The organism is Leisingera sp. McT4-56 (assembly GCF_020514995.1).
GTDB classification, from domain to species: domain Bacteria; phylum Pseudomonadota; class Alphaproteobacteria; order Rhodobacterales; family Rhodobacteraceae; genus Leisingera; species Leisingera aquaemixtae_A.
Genome location: NZ_JAJALF010000009.1, coordinates 59480 through 84500, shown reverse-complemented (window position 1 = coordinate 84500; position 25021 = coordinate 59480). Strand labels below are relative to the sequence as shown.

Here is a 25021-nt window from a genome sequence, read left to right as displayed (position 1 = left end):
TCAGAAAGCCTGTCAATCTGCCCAGGATTGGAAGGCTCAATGTGTGGTTTCGCCGCGCGCCACCGTGAACCAGAAATCGTCGCCCGGCTCCTTTTCGGCGATCTCGTCCGGGACCACGCCCGGGCCGCTGAGGAACACGTTGGCACCGAAATGCGCGTGCATCCGGGACAGCTTTCTCAGTTTGCCGCTGGTCAGTTCACGGAACAGCGCAATCATGTCATCGCGGGTCTTCAGCTCTTCGATCTTTTCCCGGTGCTTGCGGCAGGAATGTTCATGCGCGGCAGCGATGTCCGGGTCCGCCAGCAGCTGCGCCATCTCTGCCTCCAGCGCCGGGATCATGCGCTGGATCGAGCGCTCTTCCTCGGCGTTGTTGTTCATCCGGAACCAGTAGGACAGCCCCTGGTCGCGGTCGACGTGGTTGACCCGCCCCCGGTCTCGCTTGACCAGGAAGCTTTCGGCGCTGCGCACGGCGTAATGGTTGAGCTGCACCAAGTCGTAGCCGTAGGTGCTCATCGTCGAGCGCCAGCCGTTGCGGAACATCTCCCGCGGCATGTCCCGGCCGGAGCCGTTGACCCAGCGGATGTCCTCCCACAGCTGCGGCTTCAGTCCCTTGGGGCGGTGCACCCCCAGCTTCTTGAAGATGCCGGTGTTGCGGTACAGCGTCTTGAAGCCCCAGGCCTGATGCGGCTTGCGGGTGACTTCGTGGGCGCAGCGGGTGAAGTCGCGCAGGATCAGATCGCCGCTGAAGTCGCGCACATCGTTATTGCCGAACAGCCGCCAGGTCATCGAGATCATGTTGGCGTCGCCTACAGCCTCGAACAGATCCGCCAGCCGTCCTTCGCCGCATTTGATGTTGATGAACTCATCCACATCCATGCAGACTACCCAGTCGGCATTCTGGATGACCGGTTCGTTATCAGCCGCCTGCAGCGCCGCATGCTGCGGCTTCAAGCCGGTATTGCGAAAGGGGTTTTCGCGGTGCTGCACCAGCCCCTTGCGCTGCAGCAGTTGCAGCATGGTGTCGGTGCCATCGGTGCAGTCGTTGGTGTAGACCAGAAAGTCATCCACCCCGATCATCCGGTGATAGGCCAGCCATTCCAGGATAAAGGGGCCTTCGTTCTTCATCGTGGTAACCACGGTGGTTTTTTGTTTGCCGAAGCTGGGCTTGACGGCCTTCTCCTCGGGGATGCGCACGGGCTTGGCGTTGAAGTGGCCGGTGGCCAGTTCCAGCAGCTCCGGGGTTTCCACCAGGCTGGTTTTCGGCACCAGCTTGGAAACGGTATCAGCCGGATGCCGCAGCGCCATGCAGCGGTAAAAGCGCACGTCCTGGCCGGGATCAGGCTCCGCGCCCACCACCCGGATCAGCCGCCAGATGCAGTCCGGCCCGGCCTTGGCAGGCGCAAGGCACCAGCGCGGGCGCTCGCCAGATGCGTCGAACTGGGTGCAAATGTGATCCGCAAAGGCTGGCGTATCGCCCTTGCGCACCCGCCAGGGATAGGCCTGCACCCCGCCGAGGCGGACGCAGCCCGAGGGCGCGGCGACCGCGCGGTCAAATACATTCGGCCCCTCCCCCGGGGCCAGCAGATCGAACAGGTCGATATTGGCCGCCGCACGCGCGCGCGCCAGGAAGCGGGCGCGCAGGATCTCGTAGATCAGAACCTCGCCCAGCGGCGACCGCCAGGGATCGGCGGGCGGGATCTCCATCCGGTCCTTGCCCGGCGCGCCCGGCACGTTGAAGGGATGCGCTTCCTCCGGCAGCCCCTCCTTGCCCAGAGGCAGCCCCGCGTGCACCACCACAACACGTTCCAGACCGTCCAAGTTTTCAGCCTGCGCCCGCAAGCTTCGGATGAAGCTGCGGCTGTCTTCCGGCGGCGCCCGGTCAAAGATGACTGCCCCCTGCATGCCGTGCTGCTGAACGTGAAAGCGCAGCCAGTCAGCCGCAGTTTCCGCCGTCTCGCCATTGCGGACCGCGGCCAGAACATTCAGCCCGGCAAAAAGCGCCGTTTCATCCGGATGCACTGCAACCTTGTGCAAGGTGCCATCCAGCACCACCGCGGCCGGCGCGCCCGCAGTCCCGATCCCGGTATCCAGGACCGGCGCCCCGCCGAAATTGTGCAGAACCGCCTTGCTGCCCTTGGGGACACTGATGCCCTCAGGCGCTGTGCCGGACCGGAACAACAGCCGGGCAAACCGGCCTTCCGGCGCGGTCATCTCCACGGCGTCGAGCAGGCGCCTCCCCGCCAGGGTCAGCGCGCTCAGTTCGCGTTCAAGGATCCTGCTGCTGCAAGCCCCGGGGTCTGAAGTCGGCATACTGCTGCATCACGTTAGGCATTTTTGGCCCCGGGCCTGCTGAAACCTGGAGCAGCAACCTTATAGCTGACGCCCGTACTTGCAGAAACCGGGAAACGCCGCAGACGGCCCGCAAGGCCGCTGCCAGTTGATATTCCCGCAACAGCCACGGCATCGCCCGCAGTGGCCCGCGAACTGATCTTCAGACTATTTTTGAGAAAAGTTGGTGCGGTCGAGAAGACTCGAACTTCCACTCCGGTTAAGGAACAGCGACCTCAACGCTGCGCGTCTACCAATTCCGCCACGACCGCACTGTCTTAGGCTTGGTGTAGCGGCGTATAGACCAGCGCGGTTGCGATGTGAAGCCGAAAATCATCTTTTTTGCGCAGAATGTTCCGGCTGCCGCCCGCCCGCTTCTAAGCGCAGGAAAACAGAGGGGGATTCCGGCCAAAGCACTTGCTGTCAGGTCCGGGCCAGCACTGAGATGCGCCTTAAAAAACGGCCGGCACTGCTGCCGGCCGCCTGATTTCTACTGCTTCCGCGAAGGCTTCAGTCGGTGCCGAAGGTCGGCAGCGACGCTGCGCCGCCGGAGGCCTGCACCGGCTGCACCCGGCCGCCCGCCAGCTCTCTCGACGCCGCCTTGATCAGCTCGGCCCGCCCGGACTGGCCCGGCGCAAAGACGGGTTCGGCGCCGCTTTCAAGCGCAATCACCGCCATGCTGTACCATTCCTGCGCCTTCCTCACCGCGTTCGGTGCGCCGAAGCCCAGCGCCAGATGATGGCCGATCAGTTCCGCATAGGGCCGCTGGCCGGTGCCGGTCAGGATCAGTGCCGCGCCCAGCGCCACATCCATGTCGTCGCGCCGGTAGCCGGAGAACAGGCAGATCCCCGCGGTATTGGAGAGCTGCTCCAGCGACATGCCGGATTGCAGGACAAATTTCTGCACGTCGCCCATCACTTCGCCGCTGCCAGAGATGCCCAGCTTGGCAAGATAGGGTTTCAAGGCAGGCCCGAAGGCGTCGCATTGACTATCGATCTGCGCCTGCGAGGCCCCTGCAACCTTGGTCGCGCGGGCTTCGCCTGCGTTGATGGCATAGGTGCGGGCCAGGCAGAACTGCTCGCCCAGCGCCAATTCCGGATCATTCATGCTGTCCACCGTCGTGAAGCCGCCGTTGGAGCTGGTCAGCAGGCTCACCTTGCTGCAATAGCTGGTGAGCGAGGCGCTTTGCTCAGGCTCATCGAACAGGGTGATTCCGCCCAGCGACGCATTTTCCTGCCCGGCAAAGGCCGTGACGGTGCTGCGGGTCTGCTGCGCCGCCTGAACCGGGGCCTCTGCGCCGGTATCCGTCATCCGGCAGTTGCCCTGATGGCAGGCAAAGCTGGCCGGGGTCACGCCGCGGGCCAGGAAATCATTGCGCTGATAGCCCTGCGGGGTCGAGGCAAAGACCATCACCGAGCAATTCGATGCACCGCACCAGAAGGAACTGCCGGAGACCGATGTATCCAGCACATAGTCGTTGCGGCCGTCGCCATTCAGGTCTGCCAGTTGCAGGAAGCCGGTGCGCTGCAGCAGCTGCTCGCCCGTCGGCTCGGAGCTTGCCGCAATCTCGTCCACCGCATGGCTGACCTCGGGCGGAAGCCCGCCGTAGCCGCCGCCGGCATAGCTGCTGCCTGCAGAGCGGATGCCCGCGGCCTCATCCCGCCAGGTGTGCAGCACTGCACGCACGCCATTCGGCCCTTGCATCGCCCTGATCACCTCCGGGCCGCCCACTTGCGCGCGGTTGTAGGAACTGACCAGGAAATTCCGTTCATACGGCGTCAGGTGGCCTGTGGCCGGATAGCCCATGTGGATCTGGTACTGGGTGATGGCCGCCCGGGACCGCCGCCCCAGCACCCCGTCCGGCGAACCCGCGTTGAACCCGAAATAGTTGAGAGCCACCTGCGTTTCGCGGTTTTCCGCCCTCGCTGCGGAATAAACGGGCGCACGCCGGTAGGTGGTCGCGGCATTGCGCTGGCGCTGCTTGTTCTTATGAACCTCATTGACAATGACGCCGCCGATCACAGCGCCGGCAATTGCAGCGCCGAGCTCATCTGCAATTGCGGGACCGGTGGCGGAGGTTGCCAGAAAAGCGGCTGTCAGGGCCGGCTTGAGCGGCTTGGTAAACATGATACTCGCCCCCTATGGATACTGGTTACGGAATCAGGATACTCCACAGGGAGCGCTGGCACCTAGGGTTTTCAGGTCAAATTTTCCTGGAAGCCGCGCACGTGATGGAAAAGGACGGCTACAGCCATGGTTGAGTGGATCACATCGGACGGTTTAGTCGATTACGATCAAGCGGTTGCCTTCATGGAGGAGCGCGCGGCGGCGATTGCAGCCGGATCGGCGGAGGAATGCATCTGGCTGGTCGAACATCCGCCGCTTTACACTGCCGGCACTTCGGCCAGGCGCGAAGACCTGACCGACCCGGACCGCTTTCCAGTTTATGAAAGCAAGCGCGGCGGCCAGTACACCTACCACGGGCCGGGCCAGCGGGTGGTCTATGTGATGCTGAATGTCGGCCAGCGCGGCCATGACGTGCGCCGCTTCGTGCAGCAGCTGGAAACCTGGGTGATCGCGGCGCTGGAAGAATTCAACATCAAGGGCCATATCCGCGACGGCCGGGTCGGCGTCTGGGTCGAGCGGCCGGACAAGCCTCGCACCATCTCGGGCGCCATGGCCGAGGACAAGATCGCTGCCATCGGCATCCGGCTGCGCAAATGGGTAAGCTTCCACGGCATTTCGATCAACGTCGAGCCGGAGCTGGAGCATTTCACCGGCATCGTGCCCTGCGGCATCACCGAATACGGGGTGACCAGCCTGGTGGACCTGGGCCTGCCGGTCACGCTGGCGGATGTGGATGTCGCCCTCAGGCGCAGCTTTGAGCAGGTTTTCAGTGGCTAGGACCAGGGATCCGCAGTACCTGCGAGATCCTGCAGCGCGGTCAGCACCAGCTCCGGGAACATGTAGAACAGCAGCGCGCCTGCCTCCTGGCTGACGCAGAGCCGGGCGTCAGCCGCGCTGCCGGCCGCATCACGGATAGTCTCGAGCGGCGCAACGCGGTCTTCGGCGCCATGCACGAACACAACCCGCGCGCTGCGTGCCAGCGCCGCATCCTGCCCCCCTTGCCGCAGCATCTGCACATCCGCCAGGAAACCGGCCCCGCCCTGCTGCCGGAACAGCATCTGGCTCTGCTGCAGCAGCGGCAGCAATTCCAGCTGGTGCAGCATGGCCCGCTCCCTGCTGCCGCGGCGGGTCTGCATCTGCAGCAGCGTCTTGTGGCCGTACCAGTGCAGGGCCGCCGCCCAGCCCCGCATCAGCGCGGGCAGCATCCAGTTGGCCCGCGCCGCGCCAAGCGCAACCAGCCAGGCATAGCCGCTGAGGCCGGAAAACTGCCGCGGTGAGCTTATGGCGCAGTTGGAAGCTACCGACACCAACCCAGCGATCTTGCTTTGAAGGCGGCTGGCCGCAACGCGGCCGTACAGCGCCCCGCCGCGGTGGCTCAGCAGCACCGGCCGCTGCAGGTTTTCACGCGCCATCAGCGCCTCCAGCTGCCACACAAAGGCATCGGCCGGATCCTGGCCGCGCTGCAGCGCGGAGGAGCTGCCATACCCGCGGCGCATCGGAGCATAGACCCTGAAACCCAGCGTCCGCAGCTGCGGCTGAAGACGCTGCAACGGCGCTATCCCGTCCAGCATCCCGTGCACGAATATCACCGGCTGGCCGGTTTCCGCCCCCAGCCGGAAGAACTGGCTGCACTGGCCGCTGCCATCTTCAAACGTCTCTGACGCGGGCAGCCGGTCGCCGCGGGCAATCGCCAGATCGCGGCTGTGCTCATTCATCAGGAAGGAAGTCAGCCGGACAAGTTCGGCGATGCCCGGCACACCTGTCCTCCAGGCGATTTGCTGCAGGCTGCGATCCACCTTGCCGCCAGCGCCATTCATGGCCTCCTTCAACGGCTCGAAATCCTGCTCCTGCAGGCCCAGGGCTGCCGCGACAGGACCCGCGGCCTCGCCGTTCCATGCCCCTTCAAGACGTTCGGCCATCACCGCCACATGCGCTCCGCCGCCGCCCTTCATCGGGACCGGGCGGCAAAGATACTGCTCGCCGCCTGCACAGGCGCCCAGAAGCAGCACGTCGCTCCAGGAGAAATCTCCCGCCCCCGCCTGCGCCAGATAGCATTGCCAGCGTTCAGCCGCCGCTGCCGTCAGGCCCATCGCGGCAGGCAGCCCCGTGCCGCCGGTCAGCTGGCGCGCCGCCCGTTGCGAGGCATTCAGCACGCTACCGCCCGGCGCAGCTTCCGCCAGCAGCCAGAACCGGCTGCAATCGCCGGAATAGCCGCCAGGATGCGGCCGCCCCGCGCGGACCCACTGCTGCTCCTGGATGTCTGCGGCCCTGGAAAAATGCGCCTGAAACACCGGCGCCGCCTGCAGCCGGTCCCGCTGGCCCCAGCCCTCCTGCACCGCCGCATCACCCGCCCTGTCCTGCGGCGCGGCAGTAAACCGGTCGAACTGCTCCGGCCGGATCATCGTTTCATAAATTGCGGCCACCACCTGGTCTTGCGACAAGGCCTGAATATGGCTCAAGAGCGTCACCCCCGCCCCTCCAATACAGCTTTCAGCGTCAATGAGCCCCAGCGCCCGGCAAATATGCCGCAATCACACGAGTGGCTGCAGGCCTTCTGGCCCGCAGGTTTCAGGCAGCCTGCCTGTAAACTGAAAATGCCCGGCTGATGCCGCCCTGTGCGGGGCTGGCATACCGCGCCGGTCTACCCCAATTCTTGGGTTCCCATACGCCTGGGCGCGTGCGCCCTCTCTGACCTTCAACCAATTTGCGAAATAGCTATGATCAAATTCAACTAAAATTCAACATTTATTTCAAATGCACAAATTTGCATCAAAAAACACCGCAGAAACCGCCGCGGTGTTTTCGTATTTCAAAAAGCAAGGCCGCGGAGATTGTCAGCTGTCCGCCAGCGCCGCGCGGATCTTTTCCGCCTGGGCCTGGATCAGGTCCATGTCGCCCATTTTTCCCGGCGGCCGCAGCCGGTCGCCTTCAAAGCGCGGCAGCACATGCATGTGCAGGTGGAACACCTCCTGCCCGCCGGCTGCTTCGTTGAACTGCTGCACGGTCACACCATCCGCACCAAGCGCCTTGATCACCGCCTGCGACAGTTTCTGAACGGTCTGCATCACCGCCGCCAGCTGCGCCGGGCTGGCATCCAGAATGTTGCGGCAGGCGCTTTTGGGGATCACCAGCAAATGGCCGTCCGCGCGCGGCATGATATCCATGAAGGCCAGGGTGTCGTCATCCTCGAAAACGCGGGTGGAGGGGATCTCGCCGCGCAGGAGCTTGGCAAAGATGTTGTCTGGATCATAAGCGGGCATGCATCTGGCCTCCTTGTTCTGCTGCTCTGGTTGTGCGCCCGCCCGCTAGCCAGGTCAAGCGCCGCGAGGCTGGGCATTCCGTTGTGCATTCAAGCCCCTGCGGCAATAAATCTTGATCCAGATCAAACTCCGCCATTGAAGGCCCCGGCGGGCCACACTAAAACTCGCAAGGAATCCAGGCCGCCCGGAGTCCGTCTCCGGGGGCCTTTCGTTATGCAACAGGAGGCACCTTAAATGGCAGACGCAGCCATTCATGGTCACGGCCACGAGGACGAGCGGAGCTTTTTCACCCGCTGGTTCATGAGCACGAACCATAAGGATATCGGCATTCTCTACCTGATCGTCTCGGCGATCGCAGGTCTCATCTCTGTCATCTTCACCGTCTACATGCGGCTTGAGCTGATGGATCCCGGCGTTCAGTACATGTGCCTGGAGGGTGCGCGCATGTTCGCAGACGCCTCTGCGGAATGTACTCCGAACGGCCACCTCTGGAACGTGATGATCACCGCCCACGGCATCCTGATGATGTTCTTCGTGGTGATTCCGGCGCTGTTCGGCGGTTTCGGCAACTACTTCATGCCGCTGCAGATCGGCGCGCCGGACATGGCGTTCCCTCGGATGAACAACCTGTCGTTCTGGATGTATGTCGCAGGCACCTCGCTGGCGGTTCTCTCGGTTGTCTCCCCGGGCGGCAATGACCAGCTGGGCTCCGGCGTGGGCTGGGTTCTGTACCCGCCGCTGTCCGTGAACGAAGGCGGCTACTCGATGGACCTGGCGATCTTCGCCGTGCACGTCTCCGGCGCCTCCTCGATCCTGGGCGCGATCAACATGATCACCACCTTCCTGAACATGCGCGCCCCGGGCATGACCCTGTTCAAGGTGCCGCTGTTCTCCTGGTCGATCTTCGTCACCTCCTGGCTGATCCTGCTGAGCTTGCCGGTTCTGGCCGGCGCCATCACCATGCTGCTGATGGACCGCAACTTCGGCTTCACCTTCTTTGACGCGGCAGGCGGCGGCGACCCGATCCTGTACCAGCACATCCTGTGGTTCTTCGGCCACCCGGAAGTGTACATCGTGATCCTGCCGGGCTTCGGCATTATCTCCCACGTCATCGCCACCTTCGCGCGCAAGCCGGTGTTCGGCTACCTGCCGATGGTCTGGGCGATCATCGCGATCGGCGTCCTCGGCTTTGTCGTGTGGGCGCACCACATGTACACCGTCGGCATGTCGCTGAACCAGCAGGCCTACTTCATGCTGGCCACCATGGTGATCGCGGTTCCGACCGGCGTGAAGGTGTTCTCCTGGATCGCCACCATGTGGGGCGGCTCCATCGAGTTCAAGGCACCGATGATGTTCGCCTTCGGCTTCCTGTTCCTGTTCACCGTCGGCGGTGTGACCGGTGTGGTGCTGTCGCAGGCTTCCGTCGACCGCGCCTATCACGACACCTACTACGTTGTGGCACACTTCCACTACGTGATGTCGCTGGGTGCGGTGTTCGCGATCTTTGCAGGCATCTACTTCTACTTCGGCAAGATGACCGGCCGCCAGTACAACGAGCTGGGCGCCCAGATCCACTTCTGGCTGTTCTTCATCGGCGCCAACCTGACCTTCTTCCCGCAGCACTTCCTGGGCCGTCAGGGCATGCCGCGCCGGTACATCGACTACCCGGAAGGGTTCGCCTACTGGAACAAGATCTCGTCCTATGGCGCGTTCCTGTCCTTCGCTTCGTTCATCCTGTTCTTCGGCGTGGTGATCTACTCGCTGCTGCGCGGCGCCCGCGTCACCCAGAACAACTACTGGAACGAATACGCGGACACCCTGGAGTGGACCCTGCCCTCCCCGCCGCCGGAGCATACCTTCGAAATCCTGCCCAAGCAGGAGGAATGGGACCGCTCGCATTCGCACTAAGCGGCTGAAACCCCGAAATACAAAAGGCCCCGGCGCTGATGCTCCGGGGCCTTTTTCATGGGCCCGCGCTGCGGTACAAAACCGCAGTGGAAATTCTGCCTTTCCGGCACATGTTTAATAGAGAATCCTTCACGTCAGCAGGCACCCGCAGATGCCCTACAACTGGACCCGACCGCACGCCGGCGCCGAGCGCGAGCTGCACCTCTGGCCGCATCAATCGCTGCCGCCGCGGGGCTATGTCCGGTTCCTGGGCCTCACTGCCGTGCTGATCTGCGTGCCGCTGATCCCGGTGCTGGGCTCGGTCCTCTTGTGGGGGCTGCTGCCTTTCCTGCTGCTGGCACTGTTCGGCATGAAATGGGCGTTGGACCGCAGCCGCCGCGATCACCAGATCCTGGAGGTTCTGACCATCAGCCGGGACGACGCCCACCTGGAGCGGATCAACCCTGATGGCAGGCGGCAAAGCTGGCACTGCAACCGTTACTGGGCCCGGGTCGAGATGCACGACCATGACGGCCCGGTGCCCCATTACGTCACCTTGCAGGGCGGCGGCCGCGAGGTGGAGATCGGCGCCTTTCTGTCGGAAGAGGAACGGGTAGCGCTCTACGGCGATCTGAAATCCGCTTTGTCTAGCTGAGCAAACATGAAAAAGGCCCGCAATGCGGGCCTCTCCACTTCTTCCTTGGCCAAATACCCGCGCCGCAGGCACCGCGCGCCAGCGCGGTATCAGCCCGGCTGCTGCAGATCAGCAGTCGCCCTTGCTGCAGAGCTGATCCTTGACCATCGGGCCGGCTTTGCCGAAATCCATCTGGCCGGTGTACTTCGCCTTCAGCGCGGCCATCACCTTGCCCATGTCGCGAATCGATTCGGCGCCGGTTTCAGCCACCGCGGCCTTCACAGCATCAGCGGCTTCCTCGTCGCTCAGCTGCTGCGGCAGAAATTCTTCGATGACACTGATTTCGCCCAGTTCCCGCTCCGCCAGATCCAGCCGCCCGCCTTCCTCGTAGGCGCGGGCGCTTTCTTTGCGCTGCTTGGTCATCTTGCCCAGGATGGCAAGGATTTCGCCGTCGCCGATGCTGGTTTCCTCGCCATCGGCGCGGGCAGCGATCTCGCGGTCCTTGATGGCAGCATTGATCAGCCGCAGCGTGGCCAGCCGGTCGGCGGCCTTGTCTTTCATCGCCTGCTTCAGGGCCTGATTGACCCGTGTGCGCGTATCCATATTCAAAAGCATCCCCATGGTTGCCGGACACCGATGGTTATCCATTCTGGTGCTTCTGTGCAAGTTTACAGTAAACTTTCAATTCCGGACCCCGCGTCAGCCTGCCCGCCCCTTGCAGGCTTGACCCGCTGCCGCGCCCCCCTTACAAGCCCATGAATTTCACCCGCATGGAGACTCGCGCAATGGCCGCTTCCGCCCCGACCAAGCCCACCGCATGCCTGGCGCTCGCTGATGGCACCGTCTTTTACGGCACCGGCTTCGGCGCCACCGGCGAAACCGTGGCCGAGCTCTGCTTCAATACCGCGATGACCGGCTACCAGGAAATCATGACCGACCCCTCCTATGCCGGCCAGATCGTGACTTTCACCTTCCCGCATATCGGCAACACCGGCGTCACCCCGGAAGATGACGAAACCGGCGATCCGGTTGCGGCCGGGATGGTGGTGAAATGGGACCCGACCCTGGCATCCAACTGGCGCGCGACAGAAGAGCTGAAGGACTGGCTCACCCGCACGGGCCGCATCGCCATCGGCGGTGTCGACACCCGCCGCCTGACCCGCGCGATCCGTCAGCAGGGCGCGCCGCATGTGGCGCTTGCCCACGACCCCGAAGGCAACTTCGACGTCGAGGCGCTGGTCGCCAAGGCGCGCGGCTGGTCCGGCCTGGTCGGCCTGGACCTGGCCAAGGACGTCACCTGCGCGCAAAGCTTCCGCTGGGACGAGATGCGCTGGGCCTGGCCCGACGGCTATGCCCGCCAGGAAGCGCCCAAGCACAAGGTTGTGGCCGTTGATTACGGCGCCAAGCGCAACATCCTGCGCTGCCTCGCCTCTGCCGGCTGCGACGTCACCGTGCTGCCCGCCACCGCCACCGCCGAGGAAGTGCTGGCGCACAATCCCGACGGCGTGTTCCTGTCCAACGGCCCCGGCGACCCGGCTGCCACCGGCGAATACGCGGTGCCGATGATCCAGCAAGTGCTGAAGGCCGACCTGCCGGTGTTCGGCATCTGCCTGGGCCACCAGATGCTGGCGCTGGCGCTGGGCGCCAAGACCGTCAAGATGAACCACGGCCACCACGGCGCCAACCACCCGGTCAAGGAGCATTCCACCGGCAAGGTGGAGATCACCTCGATGAACCACGGTTTTGCGGTGGATGCGCAAACCCTGCCGGAAGGTGTGGAAGAGACCCATGTGTCGCTGTTTGACGGCTCCAACTGCGGCATCCGCATTTCCGGCCGCCCGGTCTATTCGGTGCAGCACCACCCCGAGGCCAGCCCCGGCCCGCAGGACAGCTACTACCTGTTCGAACGTTTTGCCGAAGCAATGGCCGAGCGCAAATCTGCGTAAAATATCCGGTTAACCATGCCGCCCGGCGGCATGGTTAATGCCGCGTTTACCAATTCTTAAATCCCCGCCGCCAGCCTGAGCGCCTCTGGTTTCAGTGTTGCAGGCGTACGATGGGTATAGTGTCACAGCCGCTGCGGCAGTTCCGGCCGCCGCAGAACGGAGCACCGCCGCGCCGCGGCCAGCCCGCGGCAGGGCCGCCGCCAGCGGACGGCCGCAGCATGATGAAGGCGCTGGTGCTGCGCCAGCATCAGAAGGCGGCGCTGGGGCGGGTGCTGGTGGCCGAAGGGCTGGTCAGCGAAGACCAAGTGCAGGACACCCTGTCCCGGCAGTACCGGATGCCCAGGGCCGATCTGTCCGGACAAACGCCCAGCGCCCGGCTGCTCGCGCGCAAACCCGCCCGGTTCTGGCTGCGCCATTGCGCAGCCCCCTGGATGCAGCTGGGCCAGACCGTCACCATCGCCATTGCCCATCCCGACCGGTTCGAGGCGCTGCAGCGCGAACTGCAGGGCTGCTTCGAGCACGTGACCCCGGTTCTGGCCAGCGAGGCGCAAATTACCGCCCTGCTGGCCACTCATTTCCGCTCCGCCCTGGCGCGCCAGGCCAGCTGCAGCGTTGCTCCGCAGCACAGTTGCCGCACACTGCAGCCCGCCCGGGGCCGCGCCCTGCTCAGCGCATGTTCGCTGCCTGCTCTGTACTTGTTCTGGACAGCCCCCGCGGCGGTGTTCACCACCCTCAGCCTGATGGCACTGCTCTCGGTGCTGCTGTTCTCCGCTCTGAAACTCTGCGGCCTCGCCGCCTATTGGACCGGCCGCGCCCGCCAGGGCCGCCAAGCGCCGCCGCCCGGCCAGGCAAACCCGCGCGAGCGGCCGGTCATTTCGGTGCTGGTGCCGCTTTACAAGGAGGCTGAGATCAGCCGCGCGCTGCTCACCCGCATCCGCAAGCTCAGCTATCCCCGGGCGCTCACCGATGTGCTGCTGGTGCTGGAGGAGCATGACAGCGTCACCCGTGCCGCCCTTGCCAAGACCCGCCTGCCGCCCTGGGTCCGGGTGATTGAAGCTCCGGCCTTTGGCGGGCTGACCACAAAACCGCGGGCGATGAACTACGCACTGAACTTTTGCCGCGGCAGCATCATCGGCGTCTGGGACGCCGAGGACGCTCCGCAGGCGGACCAGCTGGATCAGGCAGCGCAAGCCTTTGCCGGGGCAGACGCGCGCACGGCGTGTTTTCAGGGGGTGCTCGACTATTACAACCCGGGCACCAACTGGATTTCCCGCTGCTTCACGCTGGAATATGCAAGCTGGTTCCGCATTGTCCTGAACGGGATCGCACGGCTTGGCCTGGTGGTGCCCCTGGGCGGCACCACCATGTTTATCCGCCGCGAGGTGCTGGAGGAACTGGGCGGCTGGGATGCCCACAACGTCACTGAAGACGCCGATCTGGGCGTCAGGCTCTACCGCGCGGGCTACCGCACGCAAATGCTGCCCAGCACCACCTATGAGGAGGCGAACTGGCGCCCCTGGCCCTGGATCAAGCAGCGCTCGCGCTGGCTCAAGGGCTTCATGGTCACCTATCTGGTGCACATGCGGCAGCCGCTGCGGCTGCGGGCAGAGCTGGGCTGGAAGCGCTTCCTGGGTTTTCAGGCATTCTTTCTGGGCACCATCGGGCAATTCCTGTTTGCCCCGGTGCTGTGGTCGTTCTGGCTGTTCACCCTGGGCCTTGCGCATCCCAGCGCGGGGATTGTGCCGTCTCCGCTGCTGACCCTGGCGGCGGCGGCACTGGTGTTCTTCGAACTGCTCGGCCTTGTCATCAGCGCGACCGCGGCCCGCGCCATGGGACGGCCCTGGCTGGCAGTCTGGGCGCCCGCCATGATCCTCTACTTCCCGATGGGGGCCATAGCCGTGGCCAAGGCGGCTTATGAGCTGCTTGCCTGCCCTTTCTTCTGGGACAAGACGGCGCATGGCATCAAACCCGCCGCCAAGCGCCGCCGCTGGCGGGTTATCCCCGCCCGCTGGCGTCCTGCTTCAGCCGGGTCATGAAGGCAATCGAGATGTGCTCCTTCAGCGCTGCGCCCGCCGCCGCCTCGTCGCGGCGGCTGATGGCGTCGACAATGCCCTTGTGCTCCGACTGGGCAATCTCGCTGCGCCCCTCAGCCGCCAGCGAGGTGGTCGCCATCAGCGCCATGGTGCGGTGCACCAGGTCAAGCTGCTGCACCAGATAACGGTTGTGCGAGGCCAGATGGATCTGCTCATGGAACCGGCGGTTGGCCTTGGACAATGCTGCCGGATCACCGACCAGTTTGTCGTCGGACTCCACCATCTCCTTCAGCACCTTGATCTCTTCCTCGGTGGCATGGCGCGCCGCCAGCTGCGCCGCCAGCCCTTCCAGCTCGCGCCGCACCACATACAGCTCCGCCATCTGGTTGTGATCCAGCGAGGCCACGATCAGCGACCGCCCGTCGCGTTCCAGCAGCGATTGCGTCTCCAGCCGCTGCAGCGCCTCGCGGATCGGGGTGCGCGAGACGCCAAAGCGTTCCGCCAGATCGCTTTCCACCAGCCGGTCGCCCGGCTTGTAGATCCCGGAGTCGATCGCCTCGAGGATCAGCGCATAGGCATCTTTCTGGTTGCTGCGGCTCTGGCTCATGGTCGTCCCTGTCTGTTTTGATCCGACAATCTCTACAGCGCATCCCCCAGCAATCAACCCTGATGGCGCCAACGCGCTGAAAACCCGCAGGCAAAATGCGCTTTTCATTGCAAATGCCGCTTGGGCCCCCTACTTCGGCACCATGCCCAAACAAGCCTTTTCCCACGTCTGCCAATGGGTGTTCGACCTGGACAACACCCTCTATCATCCGTCCGCGCGGTTGTTCGACCAGATCGAGGTCAAGATGACGGCCTATGTCATGGACGCGCTCAAGGTGGACAAGGCAGAGGCCGACCGCCTGCGCAGCCATTACTGGCGCGAGCATGGCACCACCCTGGCCGGTCTGATGCGCGAGCATGACCTGGACCCGGAACCCTATCTGGTGGCGGTGCACGACATCTCGATGGACCATTTGGAGGAGGACGCGCCGCTGGCAGCTGCCATCCGCAACCTGCCGGGCAAGAAGATTGTCTATACCAATGGCTCCGCCCCCTATGCAGAACGGGTTCTGGCCGCCCGCGGGCTGTCAGGGCTGTTTGACGCGGTCTACGGCGTCGAACACGCGGACTACCACCCCAAGCCGGAACGCCGCGCCTTTGACCGCGTGTTTGCCCGCGCGGGTGTGGTGCCGCAGCAGGCTGCGATGTTCGAGGATGACGCGCGAAACCTGACGGCCCCGCATGAGATGGGCATGCGCACTGTGCATGTGGCGCCGGAGCCGGTCAGCGCCGCGCATATCCATCATCATTCCGATGATCTGGCGGGTTTTCTGGCCGCTTTGAACTGATTTCCTCCCGCTGCGAAAGGCGCAATCGAGCGCCCTTTGCCGCATAACAGACTGTGTACAACGGCATTCCGGCAATTCTTTGCAACTGCGGCAAAATATACCTGTTTGCCGCATCTTTTCCTCCTTATATGCGCCGCGAAACGATCTTAAGGAGCCCGACCTATGAGCGCATATGCCCTTCCCGCCCGCCTGACCCTGTGGCAGCGAATCCTGTTTGCCCTGCCGATCCTGGGGCGGATGATCAAGGAGGTCGTCTACGGCCCCGAGGAAAACATTTACTACGCTCTCGCCACCTTCGTCAGCCTGTGGGGCTGCTCGATCATGCTGTTCGGCATTCCGGGGCTCTACATCCCGGCGCTGTGCATGGTGCCGGTGATGTTCCTGGTTCTGCTCTCCATCACCCGCGGCTAATTCCCCGCGCAGCAGGTTGCCGCTTGTCTTCCCCCTCCGTCAGGGCCTATTTCAGGGCAACAACGGAGGGCTGAGACTATGGCCGAGACCTGCGACATCCTGATTTCCGGCGGCGGCATTGCGGGACTGACCGCAGCCGCCGCGTTTGCGTCCAGCGGCTTCAGCGTGATCTGCGCCGACCCCGCCCCGCCGATCACCGAACGCGACGCCGAAGGCTCCGACCTGCGCACCACCGCTTTTCTGCAGCCGGCCCAGGCGCTGCTGGAGCGCTGCGGGATCTGGGCGCGGCTGGCGGACCACGCCGCCCCCTTGCAGATCATGCGCATTGTCGATGCGGGCGGCGCCCGGCCCGAACCGCGGGTGGTCAAGGACTTCAACGCCGCAGACATCTCCGATCAGCCGTTCGGATGGAACCTGCCCAATTGGCTGCTCAGGCGCGAGATGATTGCCCGGCTGGCGGAACTCCCGAACGTCGACCTGCGCTTTGGCACCGGCACCACTGGCCTGTTCACACGCACCGATGAGGCGCGCGTCTCCCTCAGCGACGGCACCCAGGTGACAGCAAAACTGGTAGTGGCCTGCGACGGCCGCAATTCCCCGATGCGGGAGGCCGCGGGCATTCCGGTGAAAACCACCCGCTACGGGCAAAAGGCGCTGGCCTTTGCCGTCACCCACCCGGTGCCGCATGACAACGTCTCCACCGAAATCCACCGCTCCGGCGGGCCGTTCACGCTGGTGCCGCTGCCCGACTACCAGGGCCAGCCGTCCTCCGCGATTGTCTGGATGGAGCGTGGCCCCAAGGCGCAGGAACTGCTGAACCTGGAGCCCGAAGCCTTTGAGGCCGCGATGACCGAGCGCAGCTGCGGATTGTTCGGGGATCTGAAACTGGCCTCGCGCCGCACCATCTGGCCGATCATCAGCCAGTCGGCGGAGCGGCTGAACGGCGAGCGGCTGGCGCTGATGGCCGAAGCCGCCCATGTGGTGCCGCCGATCGGCGCGCAAGGCCTTAACATGTCCTTGGGCGATCTGCGCAGCCTGCTGGAACTGGCCGAAGCCCGCCCCGAAGGCCTGGGTGATGCCCAGATGCTGACCGCCTATCACAAGGCCCGCCATAATGAGATTTTGCTGCGTGTGAAGGGAATCGACCTGCTCAATCGCACTTCCATGCTGGCGCCGCGCCCGCTGCGCGACCTGCGCGCCTTCGGCCTCAATGCGCTGTATTCCCTGGCGCCGGTGCGCAAGACGCTGATGCAGATGGGATTGGGTGTCAAATGATGGGCGTGAAATAACATGCGGGCTGCCGGACGCTTCCTCAAAGGCCACTGGCAGCTCCTCTGCCTGACCCTGCTGATTGCCGCCCTCTGGCAGACCCCGGCGCTGCTGCCCTTGCGGATCCTGACCGTGTTCCTGCATGAGTTATCCCATGCTGCCATGACCTTGCTGACCGGCGGCGATGTGGTCAGCCTCACCGTCGACCCCTATGAGGGCGGCATGGTGGTCTCGCGCGGCGGCAGCCGGTTCCTGACGCTCACGGCAGGCTACACCGGCTCGCTGCTGATCGGGTCCGCCCTGTTCGTGATTGCCCTGCGCACCGACTGGGACCGCAGGGTTCTTGCCATCTTTGGCGTTCTCACCCTGGCCGTTGCCGCCTTCTATGTCCGCGACCTCTTCGCGCTTGGCTTCACCCTTGCCACCGGCGCGTTGATGCTCGCCGCGTCCCGCTACCTCAGCCTCAATATCAACGACATGATCCTGCGGATGATTGGGGTCAGCAGCATAATCTATGCGCCCATAGACATCTGGGACGACACCATTGCGCGTTCTTACCTGCGCTCCGATGCGCGGATGATGGCCGAGGAATTCGGCGGCGCGACCATGCTGTGGGGCGGGATATGGCTGGCAATCAGCCTCGGGGTGATCTGGCTCACCCTGCGCCACGGGCTGGGCCGCACAAGCAATATCCCCCTGCGCAGCCCAATCCGGATTTTGCGTTAAAGCACCTGGTCCGCGACCGCTTTCAGCCGCGCGATGGTGGCGTCCACGTCATAAAGCTTATCGAGGCCGAACAGGCCCAGGCGGAAGGTGCGGAAATCCGCAGGCTCGTCGCACTGCAGCGGCACGCCGGCCGCGATCTGCGTGCCAAGCGCCAGGAACTTCTTGCCGTTCTGCACGTCCGGATCGCTGGTATAGCTCACCACCACGCCCGGCGCGCCGAAACCGTCAGCAGCAACCGAAGTGATGCCCTTCTCCTTCAGCATTGCCCGCACGCCGTTGCCCAGCGCCCATTGCGCATCGCGCAGGCGGTCGAAGCCGTATTCCTTGGTCTCCAGCATGGTGTCGCGGAAAGCCTTCAGCGCATCGGTGGGCATGGTGGCGTGATAGGCATGACCGCCGTCCTCATAGGCCTTCATGATGGTGCGCCACTGCTTCAGGTTGATGGCAAAGCTGTCCGAAGTTGTCTCTTCCAGCCGCGCCAGCGCACGCTCTGAGAACATCACCAGACCAGCCGAGGGCGAGGCGCTCCAGCCCTTTTGCGGGGCGGAAATCAGCACGTCGACGCCGGTCGCCTTCATATCAACCCAGGCGCAGCCGGAAGCGATGCAGTCCAGAACCATCAGCGCGCCGACCTCATGCGCGGCTGCGGCCATGGCGGTCACATAATCATCCGGCAAGATCACACCGGCAGCGGTTTCCACATGCGGGGCAAAGACGATGTCCGGCTTCTGCTCCTTGATCGCAGCCACCACATCCGCAATCGGCGCGGGCTCAAACGGCGACGCCGATTCATTGCCGGTGCGGCGCGCCTTCATCACGTTGGAGGACGCGGTGAAGCCGCCCGCCTCAAAGATCTGGCTCCAGCGGTAGGAGAACCAGCCGTTGCGCACCACCAGCGCATTTGCCCCGCGGGCATACTGGCGCGCCACCGCCTCCATCGCATAGGTCCCGCCGCCGGGCACCAGCGCCACCGCTTCGGCGTTATAGACCTCTTTCAGCATCGCGTTGATGTCCAGCATCACCTGCTGAAAGGCCTTGGACATGTGATTGAGCGAGCGGTCGGTGAAAACCACCGAGAATTCATCCAGACCCTGCGGGTCCACGGTGTCGAGCAGTGCCATCTGGGCCTCCCTTGTATTCCTCATAAAACGGCTAGCCGGTGCCGCAGGCTTTGGCAAAGCCTACCTTGGCATACAGTGCCGCCGCCGTTCTCCGAAGGGTGATACTGGCGGAACGGAGGGGAAAAGACAGCCCAAGCACGACAGAAAACACCCGGATTTGCGCCAAGCGGGTTTCGGATCGGCAACAAACACCCTGCTGCGACCCTACCACCGGCCGCCCAGGCATCAGTTCCCAGCGTCCCAGGCGACCGCCTGCTCGATCACCCCGGCCACCGCCAGCGCCTTTTCAGCGATCTCTGGCGGGGTTTGGCCATCCAAGGCCAGATCCGCCATGCGCTTGTAAAGCTCCGGCGAAGTGTAAAAGGCAAAGACTTCAGAATTGCCGCCGTTGTCCCAGAAAGCGGTGATCCAGATCGACCCGCGCCCGATGCACCAGTCCCGCCACAGCATCTCCGCAAGCGTATCTGCCGGAACGTCCAGCACCTGCTCAAACAAATCCTCTAGCTGCCATCCGGCGATCCCAAACATGCACAGCACATCATCCAGGCAGTCCTCGCCCTGCCGGACAACCCGGTCCAGATACATCCGTTGAAACCGGTCGAGCACCGCCCACTCCTCTGCCTTCCAGCGCGCGGCATCTCCGGTTGGAAAACGGCTCAGGCTGACCTCAAGCCCGACATAGGCCAGCTCCTCTCCGCTAGTGAGCACCTCCAAAACGCGCGGCAGGAGATACCGCCAGATGTTCTGATCGAAGGCATCGGAAACAGCTGCAAAATACCAGTCATGCAGGTAGTGAAGTGGCAGACCCTCAATATCCGGCACAAGGAAATCCGCCTCGATGGCCGGTTCCATGCAGCAGCCTTTGCAGACGCCTGTCTCCGCAGGCTTGGGCGCTGTAAAAACCCTGTAGGCCTCCGCAATCAGCTCCGCGAACTCATGATCCTCCGGAAGCTTTGCCTTCACCGGCTTTCCGTTCTTGCCATGCAGGTCCGGTCTCCCCATCACCCCAGCGGCCCCGGCCGCCGCTCCTCGCTCAAGAGCACATTGGCCTCAACATTCCCCACCCCCGGTAGGGTCATCACCCGGCGGCGCAAGACGCGCTCAAAGTCGGAAATGTCCCGCGCCGTCACCCGCAGGCGGTAGTCATACATGCCCAGCACATGCTCCACCGTTTGCACCTCGGGAATGGCGGAAACCGCGCGCTCGAAATCCTCCAAGGACACCCGCCCCTTGGTGGCCAGCTTCACCCCCAGAAAGACAGTGACGCCAAACCCCAGCTTTTCCTTGTCCAGTTCCAGCCTGCGGCCCGCGATGATGCCTGTCTCCTGCAGCCGCTTGATCCGCCGCCAGGTGGCAGGCTGGCTAAGGCCTAGCTGCCGCCCCAGCGCCCCCGCTGACAGGGTGGCATCCTCCGACAGCGCCCGCAGGATGGCAAAGTCCAGTTCGTCCAGCGCGCTCATAACTTACTGTCCGATGCCGACATCCATTGCCTAAACTCTGCTTCGACTTCAGGCACCAAACGGCTGTCTTCTAAAACAATGTCAAAGCCGCCATCGTAGGGCGCAAATACGCGCCCGGAAACGGGGTCGAACCAAACCGCCCTTTCCCTGTCTTCTGCAATTTCGCTCAGAAGCTCATCAAATCGGCCAGGCTTCCATACTGTTTTAGCAGCGAATACTTCGACTCTTGTTTGCTCTTCGAAATACACGCTTTCATCGCTGGAGAACTCAAAACGCAATGGGGAGGCTATTCCCGGTAGGGCTTTCGAGGTGCGCCTTGGCTCATCCTCATAATGTATGTCGCAATTCGCCAACCAAACTTCCTGCCCCGGCTCAAACAGAAACCCGGCAATTGCATTTGCTCGATCCAGGATGGTCTGGCCTTCGGCTTGCGTCTCGGCATAGCGCTTGGACTCAGGAAGCGCGTGAAACCTTGTCCACATTTCCAAGCGAAAGGCGCGAAGCATATGGCCGAGCGGAGGGACGTCCGGATAGATCATTTTCCAATCGTCGCGGAAACTTTCTCCAATCATACCGGCAGCACCTCGTCCGACTTGATCCGCGCCACATGCATCAGCGCTTCGATATCGGTGATATGCGGCAGGTTCAAAATGGCCGCGCGGTAGATCTGCTGGTAGTGCGGCATGTCCCGCGCAATCACCGAAAGCCGCACATCCACCTGCCCCAAAAAGGTCTGGATCTCGATCACCTCGGCAATGCCGCGGGCGGCCTCGATGAATTCGTCAAAGGCGCGCGGATTGGTCTTGTCGAGCGTCACCCGCAGCGACACCTCCACCTCATACCCCAGGGCGCGCCAGTCGATCACCGCCCGCTGCGCTAGGATCACGCGCGCCTCACGAAGTTTCTCCAGCCGCCGCGACAGGCGCGAGGCAGTGAGGCCCAGCCGTTCGGCCAGATCCGGAATCGATTGCTCCGGGTCGCTTTGCATGTAGCGCAGAATGCGCCTGTCGAGATCATCAAGCATGATTTATTCACTATCAGCCAAATTTACGAATGACTACTACAAAGAAACTGCGGAATTCATGCGCAACAGCAATCGCCTTCCCCGCCCACATGCCTATGATGCCTTCAAACACCAAACGAAAGGACGTGGATCATGCGCGTTTATTACGACCGCGATTGCGATGTGAACCTGATCAAGGACAAGAAAGTGGCCATCCTGGGCTATGGCTCCCAGGGCCACGCCCACGCGCTGAACCTGCGCGACTCCGGCGCCAAGAACCTTGTCGTCGCCCTGCGCGAAGGCTCCCCCTCGGCCAAGAAAGCCGAAGGCGAAGGCCTGCAGGTCATGGGCATCGCAGAAGCGGCCGCCTGGTGCGACGTGATCATGTTCACCATGCCCGACGAACTGCAGGCTGAGACCTACAAGAAATACGTCCACGACAACATCCGTCCGGGCGCAGCCATCGCATTCGCCCACGGCCTGAACGTGCACTTCGGCCTGATCGAGCCTAAAGAAGGCGTCGACGTCATCATGATGGCGCCCAAGGGCCCGGGCCACACCGTGCGCGGCGAATACACCAAAGGCGGCGGCGTGCCCTGCCTGGTCGCGGTTCACACCGACGCCACCGGCAAGGCGCTGGAAACCGGCCTGTCCTACTGCTCCGCCATCGGCGGCGGCCGCTCCGGGATCATCGAAACCAACTTCCGCGAAGAATGCGAAACCGACCTGTTCGGCGAGCAGGCAGTTCTCTGCGGCGGCCTGGTTGAGCTGATCCGCTGCGGTTTCGAGACCCTGGTCGAAGCCGGCTACGCCCCGGAAATGGCCTACTTCGAGTGCCTGCACGAAGTGAAGCTGATCGTTGACCTGATCTATGAAGGCGGCATCGCCAACATGGACTACTCGATCTCCAACACCGCCGAGTACGGCCAGTACGTCACCGGCCCGCGCATCCTGAAGTACGACGAAACCAAGGCCCGCATGAAAGCGGTTCTGGAAGACATCCAGCAGGGCAAATTCGTCCGCGACTTCATGCTGGAAAACCAGGTTGGCCAGCCGACCCTGAAGGCCTCCCGCCGTGCCAACGACGAGCACCTGATCGAAGAAACCGGCGCCAAGCTGCGCGGCATGATGCCGTGGATCTCGGCCGGCAAGATGGTCGACAAAGAGAAGAACTAAGGCGCCCGCGGAATTTTCCGCTGACCTTACCTCTGCAGGGCGCTCCGATTTGGGGCGCCCTTTTTCTTCTGAAAGTCATTTTACCACCCTGCCGCCCGGCCAATAGGCCGGGCCGCGCCCGACCCTCCCCACGGGAGGGCGCTTCGCACCCACCCAGGGTCAGGCGCCGCCCTCCCCGATTGACGGCACCAGCGCAGGTCTTCAGCACACTGAATTCGCTGCCAGTTTTGAGGTATTGTGATGAGCGACACTCCCGGCGCCGCCAATTGGGCCAAGCTCCTGTTCCTCGGTGTGATCTGGGGCGCCTCCTTCATGGCGGTGTCGCTGGCACTCAGGGGCTTTCCGCCGATGACCATAGCCGCGCTGCGGATCTCCATCGGCGCACTTTGCCTTCTGGGCGTGGTCTATGCGATGGGCATCGGTCTGCCTTCGCTGCGAACGCGCGAAGGCCGTATCATCTGGGCCTGCGCCATCGGCATGGGGTTTTTCACCAACGCGCTGCCCTTCACTCTGCTCAGCTGGGGGCAGACCTATGTGGCCAGCGGCTTTGCCGGGGTCTGCATGGCGGTGGTGCCGCTGTTCGTGCTGCCGCTGGCGCATCTGCTGGTGCCGGGCGAGCACATGACCCTGCGCCGCACCATCAGCTTCTTGATCGGCTTTGCAGGTGTCGTGGTGCTGATCGGCCTCGACGCTTTCCGCTCCGCCGGAACGGATTTTGAATCCCTCGCCCGCCTCGCCTGCCTCGGCGCCTCTCTGTGCTACGCCATCGGCTCGATCATCACCCGGCTCTGCCCGCAGGTGAACATGCTGTCGCTCTCTGCCGCCGCTCTCCTCTGCGGTGCCGCCATGATGACCCCGGCAGCGCTCTGGGCTGAGGGCGTGCCGGACCTGCCCGCCGCTTTGCCGCTGGGCGCCGTTATCTACCTCGGCCTGCTGCCGACAGCCCTCGCCCAGGTGCTTCTGGTGCAGGTTGCCCGCAGCGCAGGCCCGGCATTCCTGTCCACCGTGAACTACCAGGTGCCGGTCTGGTCGGTGATCTTCGGCGCGGCCCTTTTAAGGGAAACCCTGCCGCCGCAGCTGTTTGCCGCACTGGCGCTGATCCTCGGCGGCCTCCTGCTCAGCCGCAGCCGCCGCCCGCGCGTGGTGTGAACCGAACCGCAAACTCCCTTCATCCGCCCCGTGTTCACCGAGGGCAGTGCCCGTCCCCGGGCGGAAACGCCGGGCGATGGACAGTTGATAATCGCTTCGTTCCATAACAAAGCAATTGCCATTGACCCCGCCCGCCCGGCGGGGTCTTGTCGCGCGGTGAACCGGCACGAGGGACCTATGCCCGATATCGCACCGCGCTACTGGCTGATGATTGCCACCCTGGGCTTTGTCTGGGGCGCGACCTTTCTGCTGATCAAGCTGGCGCTCAATGGCATCACCCCGTTCTGGCTGGCCGCCGGGCGGATCGGCTTTGCCGCGCTGCTCCTGTGCGCGGTCTGGGGCTGGCGCGGGTTCAAGCTGTTCAAGGCTGAGACAAACTGGCCCTCGCTGATCCTTATCGGCATCCTCAGCACCGCCCTGCCTTTCATGTTGATCTCCTGGGGCCAGCAGCATGTCTCCTCCGGCTTTACCGGCGTCAGCATGGCGGCAATCCCGCTGATGGTGCTGCCCCTGGCGCATGTCTTTGTGCCGGGAGAGCAGATGACCCTGCGCCGCCTCACCGGCTTCTGCATCGGCTTTGCCGGTGTCGCGCTGCTGATCGGCGGCAAGGCGTTTGAGACAAGCGGCGCAGAGCTGGAGGCTTATGGCCGCGCCGCCTGCCTGTCTGCCGCGGCCTGCTACTCGGTCAGCTCCATCCTGACCCGCCGCCTGCCGCCAGTGGACCCCGTGGGGCTGGCCGCCGTCCTGCTGGTGATTGGCTGCTTCATCATCTTCCCGGCCGCCTGGGCAACCGAAGGCCCGCCGGCGATGCCCGACACAAAAACGCTGCTGATTGCCGCCATCCTCGGCCTGATCCCGACAGCCGCCGCCAACCTGCTGCGAGTCATCGTGGTGCGCGAAGCAGGCCCCACGTTCATGACCCTCACCAATTATCAGGTGCCGGTCTGGGCTGTGGTCTTGGGCGCTGTTTTCCTGGGCGAGGAGCTGCCGCCCTCGATGCTTCTCGCAATGGCAATGATTCTGGGCGGTCTTGGTCTCAGCCAGTTCGGCAGGCTCAGCCGCCTGTTCCGCAAAGGGGGCTGAGCGCCCCCTCCCCC

The 25021-nt window shown here is 63.8% G+C and carries 23 protein-coding genes and 1 tRNA gene; 12 read left to right on the top strand and 12 right to left on the bottom strand.

Annotated elements, in window-relative coordinates; genetic code table 11:
• Positions 1 to 36: 36 nt before the first annotated feature.
• The 3 genes from LHL23_RS12150 to LHL23_RS12140 form a co-directional block, all read right to left on the bottom strand.
• Positions 37 to 2310, bottom strand: coding sequence for a glycosyltransferase family 2 protein (locus LHL23_RS12150; RefSeq protein ID WP_226430044.1), 2274 nt, complete (start codon positions 2308 to 2310; stop codon positions 37 to 39).
• 203 nt (positions 2311 to 2513) lie between these two features.
• Positions 2514 to 2600, bottom strand: a tRNA-Leu gene (locus tag LHL23_RS12145).
• Between the two features lie 238 nt (positions 2601 to 2838).
• Positions 2839 to 4455, bottom strand: a complete 1617-nt coding sequence (locus LHL23_RS12140; RefSeq protein WP_226430043.1) for a peptidoglycan-binding domain-containing protein — start codon at positions 4453 to 4455, stop codon at positions 2839 to 2841.
• A gap of 126 nt (positions 4456 to 4581) precedes the next feature.
• Here LHL23_RS12140 and lipB point away from each other — a divergent pair, with 126 nt between their 5' ends.
• Positions 4582 to 5232: a lipoyl(octanoyl) transferase LipB gene (gene lipB, locus LHL23_RS12135; protein ID WP_222480678.1), complete on the top strand. Its 651-nt coding sequence runs from the start codon at positions 4582 to 4584 to the stop codon at positions 5230 to 5232.
• Here lipB and LHL23_RS12130 read toward each other — a convergent pair.
• Both LHL23_RS12130 and LHL23_RS12125 read right to left on the bottom strand, forming a co-directional pair.
• A complete protein-coding gene (locus LHL23_RS12130) occupies positions 5229 to 6923 on the bottom strand; it encodes an alpha/beta fold hydrolase (protein WP_226430042.1) in 1695 nt (564 codons plus the stop codon). The two genes, lipB and LHL23_RS12130, sit on opposite strands and share 4 nt — an antisense overlap.
• A 366-nt stretch (positions 6924 to 7289) precedes the next feature.
• A complete protein-coding gene (locus LHL23_RS12125) occupies positions 7290 to 7715 on the bottom strand; it encodes an HIT family protein (RefSeq protein ID WP_226430041.1) in 426 nt (141 codons plus the stop codon).
• 234 nt (positions 7716 to 7949) lie between these two features.
• Between LHL23_RS12125 and ctaD the strand changes: the two genes are divergently transcribed.
• Positions 7950 to 9623: a cytochrome c oxidase subunit I gene (ctaD, locus tag LHL23_RS12120; protein ID WP_222480672.1), complete on the top strand. Its 1674-nt coding sequence runs from the start codon at positions 7950 to 7952 to the stop codon at positions 9621 to 9623.
• A 151-nt stretch (positions 9624 to 9774) separates the two neighbouring features.
• Positions 9775 to 10257: a DUF2244 domain-containing protein gene (locus LHL23_RS12115; protein WP_222480670.1), complete on the top strand. Its 483-nt coding sequence runs from the start codon at positions 9775 to 9777 to the stop codon at positions 10255 to 10257.
• A gap of 108 nt (positions 10258 to 10365) precedes the next feature.
• Here the strand turns inward: LHL23_RS12115 and LHL23_RS12110 are convergent, their stop codons facing one another.
• Positions 10366 to 10839, bottom strand: a complete 474-nt coding sequence (locus LHL23_RS12110; RefSeq protein WP_222480667.1) for a GatB/YqeY domain-containing protein — start codon at positions 10837 to 10839, stop codon at positions 10366 to 10368.
• Positions 10840 to 11021: 182 nt separating this feature from the next.
• Here LHL23_RS12110 and carA point away from each other — a divergent pair, with 182 nt between their 5' ends.
• Both carA and LHL23_RS12100 read left to right on the top strand, forming a co-directional pair.
• Entirely contained in the window at positions 11022 to 12182 is a 1161-nt protein-coding gene (gene carA / locus LHL23_RS12105; RefSeq protein WP_226430106.1) for a glutamine-hydrolyzing carbamoyl-phosphate synthase small subunit, read from the top strand.
• 110 nt (positions 12183 to 12292) lie between these two features.
• Positions 12293 to 14218 (top strand): glycosyltransferase, encoded by a 1926-nt coding sequence (locus LHL23_RS12100; RefSeq protein WP_226430040.1) that lies wholly within the window; start codon positions 12293 to 12295, stop codon positions 14216 to 14218.
• Here the strand turns inward: LHL23_RS12100 and LHL23_RS12095 are convergent.
• Positions 14178 to 14822, bottom strand: a complete 645-nt coding sequence (locus LHL23_RS12095) for a GntR family transcriptional regulator (RefSeq protein WP_222480664.1) — start codon at positions 14820 to 14822, stop codon at positions 14178 to 14180. The two genes, LHL23_RS12100 and LHL23_RS12095, sit on opposite strands and share 41 nt — an antisense overlap.
• Positions 14823 to 14964: 142 nt before the next feature.
• Between LHL23_RS12095 and LHL23_RS12090 the strand changes: the two genes are divergently transcribed.
• The 4 genes from LHL23_RS12090 to LHL23_RS12075 all read left to right on the top strand — a co-directional run bounded on the left by LHL23_RS12090 (position 14965) and on the right by LHL23_RS12075 (position 18015).
• Positions 14965 to 15609, top strand: a complete 645-nt coding sequence (locus tag LHL23_RS12090) for a pyrimidine 5'-nucleotidase (RefSeq protein ID WP_226430039.1) — start codon at positions 14965 to 14967, stop codon at positions 15607 to 15609.
• 162 nt (positions 15610 to 15771) lie between these two features.
• Positions 15772 to 16020, top strand: a complete 249-nt coding sequence (locus LHL23_RS12085) for a hypothetical protein (RefSeq protein ID WP_226430038.1) — start codon at positions 15772 to 15774, stop codon at positions 16018 to 16020.
• Between the two features lie 78 nt (positions 16021 to 16098).
• On the top strand, positions 16099 to 17295 hold the full coding sequence (locus tag LHL23_RS12080) for a UbiH/UbiF family hydroxylase (RefSeq protein ID WP_226430037.1): 1197 nt from the start codon (positions 16099 to 16101) through the stop codon (positions 17293 to 17295).
• A 15-nt stretch (positions 17296 to 17310) separates the two neighbouring features.
• The gene (locus LHL23_RS12075) at positions 17311 to 18015 is read left to right on the top strand and encodes a M50 family metallopeptidase (protein ID WP_226430036.1); all 705 of its coding nucleotides are present in this window, start codon (positions 17311 to 17313) and stop codon (positions 18013 to 18015) included.
• On the opposite strand, the gene LHL23_RS12070 is transcribed toward LHL23_RS12075, so the two are convergent.
• The 5 genes from LHL23_RS12070 to LHL23_RS12050 form a co-directional block, all read right to left on the bottom strand.
• Positions 18012 to 19136, bottom strand: a complete 1125-nt coding sequence (locus LHL23_RS12070) for an aminotransferase class V-fold PLP-dependent enzyme (protein WP_226430035.1) — start codon at positions 19134 to 19136, stop codon at positions 18012 to 18014. The genes LHL23_RS12075 and LHL23_RS12070 overlap by 4 nt on opposite strands.
• A gap of 225 nt (positions 19137 to 19361) precedes the next feature.
• A complete protein-coding gene (locus LHL23_RS12065) occupies positions 19362 to 20138 on the bottom strand; it encodes a hypothetical protein (protein WP_226430034.1) in 777 nt (258 codons plus the stop codon).
• Complete coding sequence (locus LHL23_RS12060; protein WP_226430033.1) at positions 20138 to 20596, bottom strand: Lrp/AsnC family transcriptional regulator; 459 nt, start codon at positions 20594 to 20596, stop codon at positions 20138 to 20140. The genes LHL23_RS12065 and LHL23_RS12060 overlap by 1 nt, the downstream gene beginning before the upstream one ends.
• The gene (locus tag LHL23_RS12055; protein WP_222480648.1) at positions 20593 to 21168 is read right to left on the bottom strand and encodes a DUF3885 domain-containing protein; all 576 of its coding nucleotides are present in this window, start codon (positions 21166 to 21168) and stop codon (positions 20593 to 20595) included. Before LHL23_RS12055 ends, LHL23_RS12060 begins: the two co-directional genes overlap by 4 nt.
• On the bottom strand, positions 21165 to 21620 hold the full coding sequence (locus LHL23_RS12050) for an Lrp/AsnC family transcriptional regulator (RefSeq protein WP_226430032.1): 456 nt from the start codon (positions 21618 to 21620) through the stop codon (positions 21165 to 21167). Before LHL23_RS12050 ends, LHL23_RS12055 begins: the two co-directional genes overlap by 4 nt.
• 132 nt (positions 21621 to 21752) lie before the next feature.
• On the opposite strand from LHL23_RS12050, the gene ilvC reads away from it, so the two are divergent.
• From ilvC to LHL23_RS12035, 3 genes are all read left to right on the top strand, one after another.
• Entirely contained in the window at positions 21753 to 22775 is a 1023-nt protein-coding gene (gene ilvC, locus LHL23_RS12045) for a ketol-acid reductoisomerase (RefSeq protein WP_019298383.1), read from the top strand.
• A 240-nt stretch (positions 22776 to 23015) separates the two neighbouring features.
• Positions 23016 to 23924 carry a DMT family transporter gene (locus tag LHL23_RS12040; protein WP_226430031.1) on the top strand — a complete coding sequence of 303 codons (909 nt, stop codon included), beginning with the start codon at positions 23016 to 23018 and terminating at the stop codon, positions 23922 to 23924.
• A gap of 177 nt (positions 23925 to 24101) precedes the next feature.
• Positions 24102 to 25007, top strand: coding sequence for a DMT family transporter (locus tag LHL23_RS12035; protein ID WP_226430030.1), 906 nt, complete (start codon positions 24102 to 24104; stop codon positions 25005 to 25007).
• The last annotated feature ends 14 nt before the right edge of the window (positions 25008 to 25021 follow it).